Origin of the sequence: Coprococcus sp. LG101-27 (assembly GCF_027695515.1) — a bacterium.
Classification (GTDB): Bacteria; Bacillota; Clostridia; order Lachnospirales; family Lachnospiraceae; genus Allocoprococcus; species Allocoprococcus comes.
In genome coordinates, this window is sequence record NZ_JAQEUJ010000011.1 from 11666 (window position 1) to 28261 (window position 16596).

General features: G+C 41.6%; 16 protein-coding genes and 1 pseudogene. 1 reads left to right on the forward strand and 16 read right to left on the reverse strand.

Translation table 11 applies throughout. The features are described from left to right. Positions 1 to 6 precede the first annotated feature (6 nt). The 3 genes from PG766_RS09050 to PG766_RS09060 all read right to left on the reverse strand — a co-directional run bounded on the left by PG766_RS09050 (position 7) and on the right by PG766_RS09060 (position 4128). Positions 7 to 1515, reverse strand: a complete 1509-nt coding sequence (locus PG766_RS09050; RefSeq protein ID WP_117827482.1) for a tagaturonate reductase — start codon at positions 1513 to 1515, stop codon at positions 7 to 9. Between the two features lie 74 nt (positions 1516 to 1589). Then, the gene (locus PG766_RS09055; RefSeq protein WP_118198868.1) at positions 1590 to 3080 is read right to left on the reverse strand and encodes a UxaA family hydrolase; all 1491 of its coding nucleotides are present in this window, start codon (positions 3078 to 3080) and stop codon (positions 1590 to 1592) included. A 22-nt stretch (positions 3081 to 3102) separates the two neighbouring features. Continuing rightward, entirely contained in the window at positions 3103 to 4128 is a 1026-nt protein-coding gene (locus tag PG766_RS09060) for a zinc-binding alcohol dehydrogenase family protein (protein WP_118198869.1), read from the reverse strand. Positions 4129 to 4410: 282 nt separating this feature from the next. On the opposite strand from PG766_RS09060, the gene PG766_RS09065 reads away from it, so the two are divergent. Beyond that, positions 4411 to 5067 carry a GntR family transcriptional regulator gene (locus PG766_RS09065; RefSeq protein ID WP_118198870.1) on the forward strand — a complete coding sequence of 219 codons (657 nt, stop codon included), beginning with the start codon at positions 4411 to 4413 and terminating at the stop codon, positions 5065 to 5067. Between the two features lie 68 nt (positions 5068 to 5135). On the opposite strand, the gene PG766_RS09070 is transcribed toward PG766_RS09065, so the two are convergent. The 13 genes and pseudogenes from PG766_RS09070 to argF form a co-directional block, all read right to left on the reverse strand. Further along, a complete protein-coding gene (locus PG766_RS09070) occupies positions 5136 to 6086 on the reverse strand; it encodes a 2-keto-3-deoxygluconate permease (RefSeq protein ID WP_117827553.1) in 951 nt (316 codons plus the stop codon). A 485-nt stretch (positions 6087 to 6571) separates the two neighbouring features. Continuing rightward, positions 6572 to 6886 (reverse strand): helix-turn-helix domain-containing protein, encoded by a 315-nt coding sequence (locus PG766_RS09075; RefSeq protein WP_029471614.1) that lies wholly within the window; start codon positions 6884 to 6886, stop codon positions 6572 to 6574. Between the two features lie 224 nt (positions 6887 to 7110). Further along, positions 7111 to 7401: a hypothetical protein gene (locus PG766_RS09080; RefSeq protein ID WP_003864551.1), complete on the reverse strand. Its 291-nt coding sequence runs from the start codon at positions 7399 to 7401 to the stop codon at positions 7111 to 7113. A 122-nt stretch (positions 7402 to 7523) separates the two neighbouring features. Next, positions 7524 to 7952, reverse strand: a pseudogene (locus PG766_RS09085) (ParB/RepB/Spo0J family partition protein); the annotation flags it as partial. Then, positions 7942 to 8727 (reverse strand): ParA family protein, encoded by a 786-nt coding sequence (locus PG766_RS09090; RefSeq protein WP_118198872.1) that lies wholly within the window; start codon positions 8725 to 8727, stop codon positions 7942 to 7944. The pseudogene PG766_RS09085 and the gene PG766_RS09090, both read right to left, overlap by 11 nt. 23 nt (positions 8728 to 8750) lie before the next feature. Next, positions 8751 to 8978: a DUF6462 family protein gene (locus tag PG766_RS09095; RefSeq protein WP_004843802.1), complete on the reverse strand. Its 228-nt coding sequence runs from the start codon at positions 8976 to 8978 to the stop codon at positions 8751 to 8753. Then, positions 8968 to 9225: a DUF6462 family protein gene (locus PG766_RS09100; protein ID WP_118198873.1), complete on the reverse strand. Its 258-nt coding sequence runs from the start codon at positions 9223 to 9225 to the stop codon at positions 8968 to 8970. Before PG766_RS09100 ends, PG766_RS09095 begins: the two co-directional genes overlap by 11 nt. 370 nt (positions 9226 to 9595) lie before the next feature. Then, complete coding sequence (gene lysS, locus PG766_RS09105; RefSeq protein WP_118198874.1) at positions 9596 to 11527, reverse strand: lysine--tRNA ligase; 1932 nt, start codon at positions 11525 to 11527, stop codon at positions 9596 to 9598. A 33-nt stretch (positions 11528 to 11560) separates the two neighbouring features. Continuing rightward, positions 11561 to 12043 carry a transcription elongation factor GreA gene (gene greA / locus PG766_RS09110; RefSeq protein ID WP_117824107.1) on the reverse strand — a complete coding sequence of 161 codons (483 nt, stop codon included), beginning with the start codon at positions 12041 to 12043 and terminating at the stop codon, positions 11561 to 11563. A gap of 186 nt (positions 12044 to 12229) precedes the next feature. Next, entirely contained in the window at positions 12230 to 13198 is a 969-nt protein-coding gene (gene dusB, locus PG766_RS09115) for a tRNA dihydrouridine synthase DusB (RefSeq protein WP_008370113.1), read from the reverse strand. Further along, positions 13195 to 13533 (reverse strand): DUF6145 family protein, encoded by a 339-nt coding sequence (locus tag PG766_RS09120; RefSeq protein ID WP_008370111.1) that lies wholly within the window; start codon positions 13531 to 13533, stop codon positions 13195 to 13197. Before PG766_RS09120 ends, dusB begins: the two co-directional genes overlap by 4 nt. 11 nt (positions 13534 to 13544) lie before the next feature. Continuing rightward, positions 13545 to 14525, reverse strand: coding sequence for a biotin--[acetyl-CoA-carboxylase] ligase (locus PG766_RS09125; protein WP_118198875.1), 981 nt, complete (start codon positions 14523 to 14525; stop codon positions 13545 to 13547). A 5-nt stretch (positions 14526 to 14530) separates the two neighbouring features. Continuing rightward, the gene (gene argF / locus PG766_RS17110) at positions 14531 to 16579 is read right to left on the reverse strand and encodes an ornithine carbamoyltransferase (protein ID WP_118198876.1); all 2049 of its coding nucleotides are present in this window, start codon (positions 16577 to 16579) and stop codon (positions 14531 to 14533) included. Positions 16580 to 16596 lie beyond the last annotated feature (17 nt).

Consider the following 16596-nt stretch of genomic DNA (forward strand, 5'->3'; position numbering starts at 1 on the left):
AGCTCCTTAGTCAATCGAAATAAGAGATTTCATAACAGAATAACTTCCTTCTTTCTGAATCTGCTCCAGATATCCGCATACTGCTGCTTCAAATCCTTCGATTTCCGTAAGATCTTCTCCCCAGAATTCTGTATTCTTACATACTGCGTGTACCATTTTCTCTGCTGAATCTTCTCTGTGTTTATAATAGAACTGAAGCACTGCTTTATCATCCTTTACAGTATATGTGTTTCCTTCTCTCTCTGCAATAAGTCCCTCATCTGTCAGTGTGTGTCCGCTAAAGAATGCGATGTAGAATGCAAAGGAAGCTGTAATACATTTCGGAAGTGCTCCTTTACGCTTTACATATTCTTTCAGAGACGGCATAACCCTTGCCTTCCATTTTGATGTCGAATTGAGAGAAATTGCCAGCAATGCATGGTCGATAAAAGGATTTTTAAAACGTTCTGTCACCGCAGCCGCAAAATCAAGTAATTCCTCTTTCGGCAAATCAAGTGTTGGAATAATCTCATCATAGATTGTCTTATTCATGAATCCACAGATAACCTCATCATTCATACAATCTCTTACGATATCTTTTCCGGCAAGATATGCTCCCAGTACAAAGGATGTATGTGCACCATTCAGGATGCGGACTTTACGTTGTTTATATGGTTTATGATTATCTGTGATAAGGATCGGAAGACCTGCTTCTTCGATTGGAAATTCTTTTTTGATAGACTGTGGTCCTTCAATTACCCAGAATCCAAAGATTTCTCCTGTATCCAGAACATTATCTTCATATCCAAGTTCTTCACAGATTGCAGATGCCTCATTTCTTGGATATCCTGTAACAATTCTGTCGACAAGTGTAGAACAGAATACATTTTCTTTCTGAATCCATGCAATAAATTCTTCTCCAAGATTCCACTGTTTTGCATATTTCAGCACACATTTTTCCAGTTCTTTTCCGTTATCATCAATAAGCTCGCAGGAAAGTATGATAAATCCTTTTCCTTCCTCTTTTCCAAATGTTTCAAATCTGTGATACATAAACTGTGTCAGTTTTGCCGGATAAGATTCTCCTGGTTTGTCTTCAAATTTACATTCTGCGTCATAACGGATTCCCGCTTCTGTTGTATTACACAAGATAAATCTAAGTTCTGGATTTTCTGCGCATCTCATGACCTCTTCATAGTCTTCATAAGCATTCAGACATCTGCTTACACTGGAGATTACTCTCTTGTCATTCACTTTCTTTCCATCCTGAAATCCACGAAGGAATAATGTATAAAGTCCTTCCTGCTCGTTAATTCTGTCATTCAGTCGGAATCCTCCTTCCACATTCCGGATCGGCTGAACCAGGACGACTTTTCCGTTAAATCCTGCCTTTTCATTCATTACATCGACAAAATAATCCACAAATGCGCGCATGAAATTGCCTTCTCCGAACTGCAGCACTTTTTCCGGTGCATCTTTTAACACATATCCTTTATAACCGTTTTCTTTTAATACTTCATAGTTTAATTTCTTCATTATAAATATCCGTTCCTTTCTTTCCGTAATCTCCTGAACCTGCCACTCGCAGCTTCTTCCGAATGCATGGCAATTTAGAGCGTTACTCCCTGTTTGAAGATTGCCATATCATGGAATCCGGCTTCCTCAGCTTTTACTTTTTCCCCACTTGCAACCTTCAGAACATATTCATAAAGCCTTTGTGATAATTCCTCTACACTTTTTTCCTTTACCAGTTCTCCACAGTTAAAATCAATCCAATTATTTTTTTTGTTATACAACCGATCATTCGATGATATCTTAACTGTCGGTACCGGAGACGCAAATGGTGTTCCACGCCCTGTGGTAAAAAGAACAATATGTGCTCCCGATGCAGCACACGCAGTGGAAGCAACCAGGTCATTTCCCGGTGCACTTAAAAGATTCAATCCTTTATTTTTCACACGTTCTCCATAAGCAAGGACACCTTTTACCGGTGCGGTTCCCGATTTCTGCACACATCCCAGTGACTTGTCTTCCAGCGTTGAGATGCCTCCCTTTTTATTTCCCGGCGACGGATTCTCATATATCGTCTGATTATGTGAGGTAAAATAATTCTTAAAGTCATTGATCAGATGTACCGTCTGTTCAAATAACTGTTCATTTGCACAACGGTTCATAAGCAGCGTCTCCGCTCCAAACATTTCCGGCACCTCTGTAAGAATCGTTGTTCCTCCTCTGGATATCAGCAGATCTGAGAAACCTCCAACCGTAGGATTTGCCGTAATGCCTGATAATCCATCCGAGCCTCCGCACTTCATACCAATGATCAATTCACTACATGAGATCGGCTCTCTCTTAAATGTTCCGGCATACGCCAGTAATTCTCTTACGGCATGGACACCTTCTTCCAATTCGTTATCACAATCCTGTGCATTTAAGAATTTTATGCGTTCTCCATCGTAGTCACCGACATATTGTTTCAGAATATCTATGCCACTGTTTTCACATCCAAGTCCCAGGACCAGTACACCTCCTGCATTCGGATGATTGATCAGGTCGGCCAGAATTTTTCTGGAATTTTCCTGGTCTTCTCCCATCTGTGAACACCCATATGGATGCGGAAATGCAACTATCGCATCAACGGTTCCCTGACAATATTGTCTGGATAATTCTGCTATTTTTTCTGCAACACTATTGACGCATCCTACTGTCGGGATGACCCATATCTCATTTCTCACCCCTACACTTCCGTCTGCCCTTCGAAATCCCATGAATTCATCCGGTTTTCTTTCTTGAATATCCTTTTTTTCTGGTCGATAGCTATAGTCAACCAGATCTCCAAGTCCCGTTTTCATATTATGTACATGAACCCAGCTTCCTTTCGAAATATTCACTTTGGCATTACCGATCGGATTCCCGTATTTTATAACAGCCTCTCCTTCTCCTATCGTATGTAATGCAAATTTATGTCCCTGCGGAATATCTTCCAGAAGTGTAAGCCGAACATCATTCAGGATGATATCAGTTCCTTTTGCAAGTGGCTGCAAAGCCACTGCAACGGAATCTGCCGGATTTATTCTTATATATTCTTTCTTTCTGGACATTCTTTCGTCCCCCCTTACCTTTTTATTTTGTAAAATCGATCACAACCTTTAACATAGATCCCGCATTTTCTGAAAATTCTTTAAATGCTTTGTCTGCTTCGTCCAGTTTATAAGTATTTGTCACAATCTTCTCCAGATCGACTTTTCCTGCTTTCACCAGATCAATCAGTTCCAGGAAATCTTTCTTTAAAGCATTTCTTGATCCAAAAATATTCAATTCCTTTTTCTGGATGATCGTGAAGTTAAAGTCCAGATTCTTCTTACCCACACCGATCAGAACCACTCTTCCGCCATATGCCGCACAATCAATACAGTTCTGGAATGTAGATGGAAGTCCTACTGCTTCAATTGTCACATCGAATCCATTCCCATTCGTAATCCTCCGGACTTCTTCTTCCAGTTTTTCTTTTGAAGTATTCAAAATCGAACCTTTTAACTGAAATGTATTTACCGCATAATCCAGTTTCTCTTTTGCTATATCTGCTATATAAACCTCGGCACCTCTTGCTTTTGCTGCATTTGCTGCAAGTACGCCGATTGTACCGGCGCCTACGACCAGAATCTTATCTCCTTCTTTTACGTTTGCTCTTGATACCCCGTGCCAGCTAATACAGAATGGTTCGATCAGTGCAAGTGTTTTTGCCGGCAGACCTTTTCCATCATATACACGCTCGATCGGAACGCTGACATACTCTGAAAATGCGCCATCTCTCTGTGCTCCCATTGTCTCATTATGTTCACAACAATTCAGAAGGCCTCTCTGGCAGGAATAACAGGTACCATCATTAAAGTATGGATTAACGGTAACAATCATGCCCGGCTTTAATCCTCTGTCATTTTCATCAATTTCTACAATCTCTCCCGAAAACTCATGTCCCGGAACTCTTGGATATGATGCATATGCGAAGGTTCCTCTGTATGTACCAAGGTCACTTCCGCAAATTCCACCATACAAAATTTTCAAAAGTACCTCTCCCGGTTTGCGGATTGGCTTTTCCTGTTCTTTAATTACGACTTTTCCTGGCTCTTCGATTAAAATTGTTTTCATTTTCTCTTCCTCCGTTATTTGTTGTATTTTATGTTGTATTATTTGTTGTATACAACATAGCATTCGCAATATTCTTTGTCAAGATATATTTATTCTTTCACTTTTTTTTGTCTATTATGCTCAAATTCCCCTTTGGGTTTTTATTAATAATAACAACAAACTTTCTCCATTCTATTTTATGTATCTGTAATATTTTGATAGACTGGCACACAATAATAAGTTATAATATACAATGTCGAATACAATAATATTCTCAATAATAAAAAAGAAAGTAGACTGATTATGAAAAAAGAAACGTTAAAGCAACACGCTTATAATATTATCAAGGACAAGATTATCAATTGCGAGTACGCTCCGAGTGCACTACTCAATGAAGAAATGCTCAAAGAAGATGTCCAGGCAAGCCGGACTCCTATCAGAGACGCCCTTGGCCGCCTGGAACAGGAAGGGTTGGTGACAATCCTTCCCAAAAAAGGCATCATGGTCGCTCCATTGACCATCCGTGAGATCAATATGGTTCACGAAGCACGCACTCTGATCGAACCTTTTGCAATCTTGCATTATGGAAATAAAATTTCAGATGAAATCTACCAGAATTATTTCCGCATCTTTCAACGTGACACTGCGAATGTTTCCGATCTTAACGAGTATTATGAGACAGACAAACAATTCCACCAAATGTTCATCGATGCAACCAGCAATAACTATCTGATCAGTACTTACGAACGGATAGCCCAACAGAATACACGACTTCGTATCTATTCTGGAAGAAAAAGCCGGAATCGTCTGTTAGCTTCCCAACAGGAGCACCTGAAAATCGTGGAATACTGCCTGAAGCAAGATTGGGCACTCGCTTCAAAAGCAATGGAAGAACATCTCTATCATTCGAAAGAAGCTTCTTTCGAGGCTGCTTTTCACGCAGATTCTATGACTATATAATAAATTTAAATATGTTAAAAAGTGCAGACTCGGACTTTACCGCTTTCCTGCACTTTTTCTATGTTCCTTTATTTCGAAGATAATTGCGGACATCCATATTTCTTTGCCCAGATACTTGTCACGATTGGTACCAGTATAGCTGTGACTACGACAGATGCCGCCAACTGTGTTGTCGCAACCGCCTGATATGGAGCCCACGTCTTATCAATCAACACAACCGCCGCTGGTACCGCAACAGAATTTCCCGCCGTAGACGCAACTGCAAATGCTGCATATCCCGGCTGTTTGCATATAAGTCTGTCGAAAAACAATGTGAAAAATCCGCCGACAAACACTGTAATCAAACCTAACAGAATCCCCTGTGGTCCACCTTTCACCACGTCTTTTAAGTTAATGCCTGCTCCAAGTGTCAATCCAACAAATGGTATCAGAATGTCTGCCATAGGAGCGAAGAATTTCATCATTGATTTATCTACATTTCCAATAATCATCCCTAAAATCATCGGTACAATTACTGCTACAAGAGACATCATAGGAATACTTGCCATTCCAGAAGCTCCCAATGCCAGCAAGGTAAAAAACGGACCATCATTCAATGCCAGCAGCGCCACTGTCGCAGCATCTGCTTCATCTCCATATGTCTTTACAAGTGATAAATACAAAGAACCATTACTGTTCGTAACTCCGGCGACAATCGATAATGCCGTAAGGCCCCAGAATCCGGCCTGTCCAAACACTTTTCCTACAACAATTCCAAGGATTGCGCCGATTAAAAATTTAGATAACAGTAATGTACCCCCTCTTTTCAGAACCGCCGGCATATCCTTCAATTGTAATGTGGTTCCCAGGCAGAACAACTGTAGTCCCATACATGTGGCAGCCCCTGCATTAGAAAATGCAGCAGTCGTCAATCCACCGATTTCCAATGCCTGCGGAAACAATGTATGTATGACCGCACCGATAAGCAACGGAACCAGCATCAATCCCGCAGGAACTTTTTGTAAAAATTTCATAATCATAGTCAAGTCCTCCTATACTTCTTTTCATTTTCTCTTTCTTATGTTGTATACATTAAAGTATACATCTTATTTTGTCAATACTTGTTCCTCAAAAATAAAAAAACAGTTTTTTTTCACGAATTTATTGATATTTTTTTGTGCATTATTACTTTATTATCTTTATATCATCATGTTCGAATTCATTTTCAATTTATTTTTTTGCCTCATCTCCCATCTGTATACATTACTTTTTTTATTTGCCACAGTGGACAATAAATATCCTTTCATGTAGTAAAATAGCAGGAAATACAACTTTCGTTTTCTTTCCTGCTATATCTATAAATTCTATTTTTATTTTAAACTGGTAATTATTATAAGTGGCTTTTAGCCATTTTTTCAGTCACCCTACTTACATTTTCTGTCCAACAGATTTTCCAGCCTTCCCGGGATGGACTGAAATATAAAAAAGAAGAGCAATAAGCCCTTCCATCTTCTTATTCATGTATTTATTCCACCAATGCCCTCACCGCATTGATAATTCTCTGTTGCTTTTCTTTAGGTAGTTTCTCTATCATTTCAGATAATTCATTCGTAACGCCAGTAACCGAATGTGTCACAACATCAATCAATAGTGTATCTGCTGAAACATCTAATGCATTTGCAATCGCAATAAAGGTATCAAGTTTTGTTACTTTCAGTCCTCTCTCTATAACACTTACATGAGTTGGACTTAAGCTTACCAGTGCTGCCAATTCTTCTTGTGTAAGATTCTTAGCTTCCCTTGCAGCTTTTATTCTCTGACCAACCGCCTTTAAATCCATTGTGACACCTCCTTTAGAACGATAATTCGGTCTAAAACTAGTATAACGATTGATCTTTAAAACATACAGAATCTACAGATTGTTAACTTGTTCTTTAGAACTATTTTAAATTAAAAAGGTCCAAAAGGGCACTTTCCCTTTTGAGCCTATACACTTTATCAACTAACGTATTTTGCTTTCATTTTTCCTCATGGTCATGAGGCTTTTTTCTCTTAAATCGCATTCTATGAATCCTTTGATTGTTCTTTCTGTTCTTCAATAATTCGTTCGGTTGCTTTATGAATCCTATCCTTGGAATAGGGTGGTCTTAAATTCAATGATAACCGTCCCTTTCTGATCATATACGTTTCACTGCCATCTTCCGAAGCTCCTTTCAACCAGCAATCATCCGGATACTTCTCAGCAAAGGATCTCAACCGTTTCTGCAAGCTCTGATTGAAGGTATACACATCATAGAATCCGTCATCTTCATTGGTCAGAATAATCGTTTCTTTTTCACACTTTAACCTTCGCATATTCTACCCCCGCTTTCTTTCCATTTCCTGATCCAGGTACTTTGGTATCGGCTTTCCGGACCGACGAGCAATAGCAATCTGTTTCTGATGCAGTCGTTTAATCACGGATCTTTGTTTCTTAGGTTTCCTTGTCTCTTCATTGCCTCCAACTTCATCCGATACGCAAATGCCTTCTCACTCGGCAATAACTCCTCCCTTTGGATGTTGGCATCCACCATCGCTATTACCGCATCATCATCCGATAATTCTCTTACGATAGCTGGGATTGTAGTAAGTCCTGCCATCTTTGCTGCATGTAATCTTCGGTGACCGGAGATCATTTCATATTCATCATTACTGTCCACTCGAAGCAGTACTGGTGTCAGTACACCACTAAGTTTTACGCTATCGATCAGATCCTGCATTTTCTCATCATCAAGAACCTTAAATGGATGATTCTTGAATGCATGGATCTTGTTGATCTCAATTTCCATTGCTGATTCTTCATTAACAACACCTAATAATTCGTCAAGACTTGCCAGTTTAATTTTCTCACCCGGTCTATTTTTCATCACTCATAACCTCCTGTGTCAGATTCATATATGCCATAGATACTTTACCTTTCGGACAGTGCGTGTAGATGCTGATTCCCTCTGCACTTGTCTCTGCCGCTTTTACTGACATTGGAATTACATTTTTAAAGATCGCAATCTGGCTTCCATAAGTTTCCTGCACAAGTGCCGCAATGTCCTTCGCATAGTTTGTTCTGAAATCTACCATAGTTAAAAGAATTCCTTCTATCGTCAATTTCCGGTTCAGTCTTTTCTTCACCATAGAGATTGTTTTAATCAGCTGCTGTAATCCCTTCACTGGAAGATATGCTGCCTGGACCGGAATCAAAACAGAATCCGAAGATACCAGTGCATTGATCGTCATCATTCCAAGGCTAGGTAAGCAATCGATCAAAATATAATCGTATCGGGATCGTATCGTATCGATGTATTCCTTCATGATCATTTCCCGGCTCATTACATTTCCCATCGTCACTTCCAAAGTTGACAATTCAATATTGGCCGGAAGCAGATCTACATCTTCCTGATGATGCAGAATACCGTCTTCCACTGATATTTCATCTTCATTAATCACTTTCGTCATGATGGTTGCCAAAGTAACTCCCAGTTCATCCGGCTCTACATATCCAAGACTTGCTGTCAGACTTCCCTGTGGATCTGCATCGATCAATAACACTTTTTTGCCTTCTCTTGCCAGGCCAATTCCTAAATTTACGGTTGTAGTGGTCTTTCCGACTCCGCCTTTCTGGTTAGTAATGGATATCACTTTACACATATGTTGTTCCTCCTATTCTTTCATCAAAATTCTTCATCACGGAATGCTTCCAGATATTCATCAATAAGATCCAGATTAACTAGCACAATTCGTTTGACATGGTATACTGCTCTGGCATCTTTCGCTAACTGTTGAAATGTATGAACCCCCATGGAATAAAGCATTGCACCTTCTTCATAACGAACAAATTTCTTACGTCCTCCTTTGACAAGCTTTTCCAAATCCGGAACCTTGCTTCGGTTATTTCCCATAACGCATCCCCCTTCTCTTCTTTAATTCTGATACAACCTCAGGATTGTCTTCTAAAAAATCATCCAGAATATTCAGATCCACAATAGCTGTCTTTCGAATCGGATAATTGGCTTCTGCTCTTTTTGCCAGTCTGACAAAAGGCCAGTAGGACATCTTATAAATCTTTGCTCCTTGTGTGTAATTTACAAATCTGCGTTTCTTTCCTTCCAGATATTTTTCCAAGTCAGGTGTTTTTCGTTTTTTCATGGCTTCCTCCTTGTTTCCAGAAATCTGTATATTACCAGATACTCATTTTATTTGGCAGGTACGTGAAAGGATGTTATATCTTAAAAAAAGGACACATCCAAATGGTATTTCTACCAAAAGTGATGTGTCCTTGTTTAACACTATATTTTCGAAAAATGCTCCTCAAAAATAATCGATATTTTGTTCTTTAGACATATAAGATAAACAGTCAGGAATCCATAGAACCCCTTATTCTATTCTCTTATAATCCGTACGTCACCATTTAAACTTATACAGCTCCAAGCCGTTTCATGTAGCTCCATGTCAATCCGTGGAACCACTTTTCCTGATTGGATGTCTATGACTACCAAACCGAACTCTTTTTTGGGGATTAGTACAGCTTAGCACCAGCCGGGATTCTGTCATCTACCATCAGAAGGTTCAGTCCTTCGTGACCGTCTTCCTCGTGTACTGCTGAAATCAGCATACCTTCAGAATCGATTCCCATCATCTTTCTCGGTGGCAGGTTCACGATAGCGATCGCTGTCTTACCAACCAGTTCTTCCGGCTCGTAATACTCGTGAATACCACTTAAAATCACGCGATCCTTGCGTTCTCCGTCATCCAGTGTGAACTTCAGAAGCTTCTTGGATTTCGGTACTTCCTCACAAGCCAGGATCTTAACTGCACGGAAATCTGACTTGCTGAATGTCTCAAAGTCAACCATTTCCTCAAAGATTGGCTCAATCTTTACGTTGGAGAAATCAACTTTTGCTGTCTCTGCTGGAGCAGTTGCAGCTGTCTGAGCTACATTATTTGCTTCATTTTTTGCAGAACCCTGTGATTTCATTGTCGGGAACAGCAGCACATCTCTGATCGCCTCAGCCCCTGTCAACAGCATACACATACGGTCGATACCGAATCCGATACCACCTGTAGGCGGCATACCAATTTCCAGTGCGTTCATGAAGTCTTCATCTGTTGTGTTGGCTTCATCATCACCCTGTGCAAGCAGTTCTTCCTGTGCTTTGAAACGTTCTCTCTGATCGATCGGGTCATTCAGCTCTGAGTATGCATTTGCCATTTCCCATCCGTTCATGAAGAACTCGAAACGTTCTACATAGTCCGGATTTTCCGGTTTCTTCTTTGTAAGTGGTGAAATCTCAACCGGATGATCCATAACGAATGTCGGCTGAAGAAGGTGTTCTTCTACATATTCTTCGAAGAACAGATTCAGAATATCACCTTTTTTATGTCTTTCTTCAAATTCAAGATTGTGTGCTTTCGCAAGTTCTCTTGCCTGTTCAAGAGTTTCTACTTCGTTCCAGTCAACACCTGCATATTTCTTAACAGCATCAACCATTGTGATACGCTCGAACGGCTTTCCGAGATCCATCTCGATTCCTTTATATACAATCTGAGTAGTTCCAAGAACTTCCTGTGCAACAAAACGGTACAGGTTCTCTGTCAGATCCATCATGCCATGATAGTCTGTGTATGCCTGATAAAGTTCCATCAGAGTGAATTCCGGGTTATGTCTTGTATCAAGACCTTCGTTACGGAATACACGTCCAATCTCATATACTCTTTCCAGACCACCAACGATCAGTCTCTTCAGATAAAGTTCCAGAGAAATACGGAGCTTCAGGTCTTCGTTCAGGGCATTGAAATGTGTCTCGAACGGTCTTGCAGCTGCTCCTCCGGCATTCTGTACAAGCATCGGAGTCTCTACTTCCATAAAGCCTTCATTTCCAAGATATTTACGGATTGCGGTAAGGATCTTGGAACGTTTAATAAAAGTATCCTTTACTTCCGGGTTCATGATCAGATCCACATATCTCTGACGATAACGGGTATCTGTATTTGTCAGTCCGTGGAACTTCTCCGGAAGGATCTGCAGGCTCTTTGAGAGAAGCTTTACAGCAGATGCATGAATGGAAATCTCCCCTGTCTTTGTTTTGAATACTTCTCCTTCAAGACCTACGATATCACCGATATCCATCTTCTTGAATGCTTTATATTCTTCTTCTCCGATACTGTCTCTTGCTACATAAGACTGGATATTTCCCTGTAAATCCTGCACATTACAGAAAGATGCTTTTCCCATCACACGTTTGGACATCATACGTCCTGCGAGTACAACGTGTTTTCCTTCCAGTTCATCAAAGTTGTCTTTCACTTCCTGGCTGTGATGTGTTACGTCATATTTTGTGATCTCAAAAGGATTCTGTCCGTTTGCCTGCAGTTCTGCAAGTTTCTCACGGCGCACCTTTCTTAAATGATTCAAATCCTGTTCCTGTCCATTGTTCTGCTGTGTTGCCACTTTTTTCACTCCTTCTCTCTGCTGTATACCATCTTATACTGAACGATTGATCTTCAGTACTTCGTACTCAATAACTCCTGCCTGTGTCTCAACTGCTACTACGTCTCCGACTTTCTTACCGATCAGGGCTTTTCCTACCGGAGATTCATTGGAAATCTTACCTGCCAGGCTGTTTGCTTCTGTAGAACCTACCAGTTGAAATACGATTTCCTCTTCAAATTCTTTATCATATACATCTACTGTACATCCGATGTTGATGGTATCAAGATCCACGTCATCTTCTACTACAACTTCTGCATTCTTGAGGATTTTCTCAAGTTCTTCGATACGTGCCTCGATATCACGCTGCTCGTCCTTTGCTGCATCGTACTCAGCGTTCTCTGAAAGGTCTCCCTGTTCTCTGGCTTCTTTGATCTTTCCTGCTACTTCTTTTCTTTTCACAACTTTTAAATTTTCAAGCTCATCTTCCAGTTTCTTAAGTCCTGTATAGGTGAGTAATGTTTTCTTTGCTTCCATTATAATTCTCCTTACTTACCGACAAATCATTTTCTATTCAAGCCGCAGATACTGATTTTATCCGCATTTAAAGCTACTTTCACAATTTCATTATTATACATATTTCCAGCGGCTGTGTCAACAATTCTTTGCTGGTTTAATATATGCAAAAACGCATTCTCTCATGCGAAAGAACACGTTTTATGTCTATCCGATTTTTTCCATTAAAAGGTTCTCCAGTTCTTCATAACTTTCCACCTGATTGATCTCATCTCTGAGCTTCGCAGAACCCTGCATTCCCTTGGTATACCATGCCACATGCTTGCGCATTTCACGGATTCCGATATAATCTCCCTTGAACTCGATCTGCAGTCTTGCATGACGCAGCATTGTTTCCCGGATCTGGTCTGTGCCCGGCCTTTCCGGAATGGATCCGGTCTCTTCATATGCCAGTAATTCCCTGAAGATCCATGGATTTCCCTGGCAGCCTCTTCCGATCATCACACCATCACAGCCGGTCTGCTCAAACATATCCAGTGCCTTCTGTCCGCTTGTCACATCCCCATTTCCGATTACAGGAATCTTCACTGCTTCTTTCACCTTACGGATAATCTCCCAGTCTGCATTTCCGGAGTAATACTGTTCTCTGGTCCTTCCATGTACTGCGATTGCCGCTGCACCTGCTTCTTCTGCAACCTTCGCAATCTCCGGTGCATTGATACAGGTATCGTCAAATCCTTTGCGGATCTTTATCGTCACCGGTTTCTTGATCGCTCTCGCTGTCTTATATACAATATCATAGATTCGCTTCGGATCCTTCATCAACGCCGAACCTTCTCCATTGCGCACGACCTTTGGAACCGGACAGCCCATATTGATATCCAGGATCTGAAATGGAAGTTCTTCGATCCGCTTTGCCTGCTCGGAAATGATGTCCGGATCTTCCCCGAAAAGCTGAAGTGATACCGGGTATTCTCTTGGATCGATCGCAAGCAGCGCCTTGGTATTCTTATTCTTATACCGGAGCGCCTTTGCACTGATCATTTCCATGCACAGAAGCCCTGCTCCCTGTTCCTTGCATAACAGACGAAATGGCAGGTCTGTTACCCCTGCCATCGGTGCCAGCACATAACGGTTCGGAAGCTCTACATTTCCTATCGTCAGTGTCTTTATCATTCAATCTCTTCCCCCAGAAAAAATACTTTGTAATAAAGCTGAAGCTGTGTCAGAAGCTCCTGCTTCTTCTCGTCTGTCTGAATCTCCTTGATCTTCAGACGGCTTCCGATCTCGTCAAACATCGGATCTCCCTCTGCAGAAGTCACTTCAAATTCCAGCTCCCCATTCTCCTCAAATACAAGTGTAAGGATTCCCCCGACATCATGTACATACAGCACACACATGATCTTCAATTCATCTTTGATGTGCTGTGGCAGATTATCAAAATCCGGATTCATATAAAATTTTTCTTCGTAAGAGTTGGCTCCGCATAATACGATCTTATCCTGATACATAAATTCTCCTTCTATACATACCCATAAATTCCACGTACCGAAACTTCTCCGGCAAAGACAGACTTTCTGCTGCCGTCTTCACATTCTACCTGCAATTCCCCGGTCTTGTCAATCCCCAGTGCCAGTGCATCATATTCATGTTCCGGTTCCAGTACACGCACCCGACGCCCACAGTTTACCAGCAGACAGTTATAATCTTCCATGATCGGCTCCAGACTTCCCGCCTCGCAGACCGCTTCGTAGGCTTTTTCAAAATGCTCCATAATCGCAGCGATCAGCTCAAACCTGCGAAATTCTTTGCCCGCTTCGATCCGCAGTGAAGTCGCTGTCTTTGCGATATCTTCCGGAAAGGACTCCATATTGACATTGATTCCGATTCCGATCACTACATGATTGATGTAATCGATCTCTGCGCTCATCTCCGTCAGTATCCCACTGATCTTCTTTCCACTCACGACCAGATCATTCGGCCATTTGATTCCTATATCCAACTCGGTCTTTTCACGCAAAGCTTTCGTTGCCGCATATGCCATGACAAGTGTCAGCATCGGTGCATCTGACGGATTCATCACAGGTCTTAACAGAATCGACATGGAAATACTGCTGCCCGCCGGTGATTGCCAGCATCTGCCGCGTCTTCCTTTTCCCGCCGTCTGCGTCTCTGCAACAAAAAGAGTTCCATCTGCACCTCCGGCCTCGCCTAGTGCTTTGGCCCGGTTATTAGTCGAATCGATCTCGTCATAATACTCCAGATTTTTCGCCATCCATTTTGTCTCCAGACAGCTTTTTATCGCATCCGCGGTAATCCGATCCGGAATATCCACAATGCGATAACCTTTGTTTCTCACGGCTTCAATCTCATAGCCTTCTTCTTTTAACTGATTGATTGCTTTCCACACAGCAGTCCTGGACACCTGAAAGTGGTCACAGAGCTGCTGCCCCGACAGATACCCATCGCTCTGCCGGAGCATCTTTAATATCTCCGCTTTCATGCTTATTATTCGTTCTCTCCTAAAGTTGCAACCATAACTGCCTTGATTGTATGCAGACGATTCTCAGCTTCATCAAATACTCTTGACTGTGGTCCTTCAAATACTTCTTCGGTAACTTCTTTTTCTTTGATCGCCGGCAAGCAGTGTGAGAAGATTGTAGTATCTTTTCCTGTACGTTCCATCAGAGCTGCATTTACCTGATATGGCTTTCCGAGACGCTCTCTTTCCTGCTCTTTCTTTTCTTCACCCATGGAAATCCATACGTCTGTGTAAATGACATCTGCTCCCTTTACACCATCAAGGTCATCGGTGATCTCGATAGTTGCTCCGGATTCTTTTGCATATTCGTCACATCTCTTCCACAGAGATTCCGAAGTCCAGAGGGCCTTCGGTGCAACGATTGCTACATCTACTCCGATTTTGGCGCATCCTACCAGAAGGCTGTTCGCAACGTTGTTACGTCCATCTCCAAGGTATGCAACCTTCAGACCTTTCAGGTGTCCGAATTCTTCTTTCATGGTAAGGAGCATAGCCAGACATTGTGTCGGATGTGTAGTATCTGTCAGACCATTCCATACCGGAATTCCACTGTACTCTGCAAGTACATCTGCGTATCTCTGTTCAAATCCACGGAATTCGATTCCATCGAACATTCTTCCAAGTACACGTGCTGTATCTTCGATACTCTCTTTATCGCCTAACTGGATTTCATTACCTGCAAGGTATGTCGGGATTCCACCTTCATCCTGTGCTCCTACGGTAAATGCACATCTGGTTCTTGTAGATGGCTTTTCAAAAATAAGGGCAATGTTCTTTCCTTCCAGGCTGTGTCCTTTAATTCCTGCTTTCTTCTTTGCCTTTAATTCACCTGCCAGGTCAACGAGATATTCAATCTCTGCCGGTGTATAATCTTCCAGTTTCAAAAAACTTCTTCCTTTTAAATTCATCTTGTAGTCCTTTCTCAGCTTTGCAATCGCATGGACGAATTTCGGCAGTTTTTCTTTTCCCTCATCTGTACGAGTCTCGTACTTTCTGCTCGTCTCATTCCACAGTTCATCTGCTGTATAAATATTATATTTTGGAATTCTCATGAGCTTCGCACTTGCCTCCAGCATTCCATAGAACAACTCTCTGTCTGAACAGCCGATCGGCAACTTGAGTTTGAAACGATATTCCGTCTTTTCAAGTTCGCTCAAAAGCTTCATTATTTCTACATAATAACACTCTTCTCGTGTTTCTTCAATATAGTAAATCGATCCAGTGAGCCCGTAAAGCGCTCTTTTTGCATCATAATAGCCAATTTTCAAATTCTGTCTGCTCCGCTTTGCCGAAAATTCGAGAATACTGCCAAGTCCTACTCTCGGTTCGATCTCCAGCAGAGAGCCGTCTTCCGGAATCGTCGTCTTCGGCACTCTTCCCGGACCAAAGATCCTTACCTGGATCAGATCCTTATATCCCCTTTTTAGAAGAGACGCGGTCGGCACATTATTGACCGCACCACCATCAATATATGTCTTGCCGTGCAGCGGTTCATTTTTAAATCCAAGCAGATATGCGCTGGCAAGAAGAAAATCCTCCAGAAGACCTTCCGGTATATCTTCAATACTCAGATCCAGTTCCTTCATATCCGATACAGAAAATGTCAAAAGGCAGAATTCTTTTCCGCATTTCCTGATCTTTTCTTCGTCTACAACCTCATGGATCAATTCCTTAAGCGGTGTAATATCAATTCCACCATCTGCAAGCTTCTTCCAGAGACCTTTCAAAATCTCTCTTATGGACGCCTCTCTATCAAAGAACTGTTCCATCAACTCATCATCCACATCCATAACACGGGAAAATGCCATCTCTTTCCAGATATGTCCTGCTTTCTCCAGATCTCCCATACAAACAAGGGCGCCATTCAGGGCGCCCACAGAAGTACCCGCTACTGCACTGATCTTCACACCAGCTTCCGAAAGAGCCCGCCACGCACCGATCTGATACGCACCTCTGGCTCCTCCTCCATCGAATACCAATCCATATTCTTTATTTAAATCGATTATCGGTTTCATCAAATCACACTCTCCTT

Excerpts from the sequence above, each read along its gene's own strand:
- PG766_RS09050 (WP_117827482.1), bottom strand. The coding sequence starts at position 1,515 with ATGAAGAAATTAAACTATGAAGTATTAAAAGAAAACGGTTATAAAGGA.
- PG766_RS09055 (WP_118198868.1), bottom strand. The coding sequence starts at position 3,080 with ATGTCCAGAAAGAAAGAATATATAAGAATAAATCCGGCAGATTCCGTT.
- PG766_RS09060 (WP_118198869.1), bottom strand. The coding sequence starts at position 4,128 with ATGAAAACAATTTTAATCGAAGAGCCAGGAAAAGTCGTAATTAAAGAA.
- PG766_RS09065 (WP_118198870.1), top strand. The coding sequence starts at position 4,411 with ATGAAAAAAGAAACGTTAAAGCAACACGCTTATAATATTATCAAGGAC.
- PG766_RS09070 (WP_117827553.1), bottom strand. The coding sequence starts at position 6,086 with ATGATTATGAAATTTTTACAAAAAGTTCCTGCGGGATTGATGCTGGTT.
- PG766_RS09075 (WP_029471614.1), bottom strand. The coding sequence starts at position 6,886 with ATGGATTTAAAGGCGGTTGGTCAGAGAATAAAAGCTGCAAGGGAAGCT.
- PG766_RS09080 (WP_003864551.1), bottom strand. The coding sequence starts at position 7,401 with ATGCGAAGGTTAAAGTGTGAAAAAGAAACGATTATTCTGACCAATGAA.
- PG766_RS09090 (WP_118198872.1), bottom strand. The coding sequence starts at position 8,727 with ATGTGTAAAGTGATATCCATTACTAACCAGAAAGGCGGAGTCGGAAAG.
- PG766_RS09095 (WP_004843802.1), bottom strand. The coding sequence starts at position 8,978 with ATGGGAAATAACCGAAGCAAGGTTCCGGATTTGGAAAAGCTTGTCAAA.
- PG766_RS09100 (WP_118198873.1), bottom strand. The coding sequence starts at position 9,225 with ATGAAAAAACGAAAAACACCTGACTTGGAAAAATATCTGGAAGGAAAG.
- greA (WP_117824107.1), bottom strand. The coding sequence starts at position 12,043 with ATGGAAGCAAAGAAAACATTACTCACCTATACAGGACTTAAGAAACTG.
- dusB (WP_008370113.1), bottom strand. The coding sequence starts at position 13,198 with ATGATAAAGACACTGACGATAGGAAATGTAGAGCTTCCGAACCGTTAT.
- PG766_RS09120 (WP_008370111.1), bottom strand. The coding sequence starts at position 13,533 with ATGTATCAGGATAAGATCGTATTATGCGGAGCCAACTCTTACGAAGAA.
- PG766_RS09125 (WP_118198875.1), bottom strand. The coding sequence starts at position 14,525 with ATGAAAGCGGAGATATTAAAGATGCTCCGGCAGAGCGATGGGTATCTG.
- argF (WP_118198876.1), bottom strand. The coding sequence starts at position 16,579 with ATGAAACCGATAATCGATTTAAATAAAGAATATGGATTGGTATTCGAT.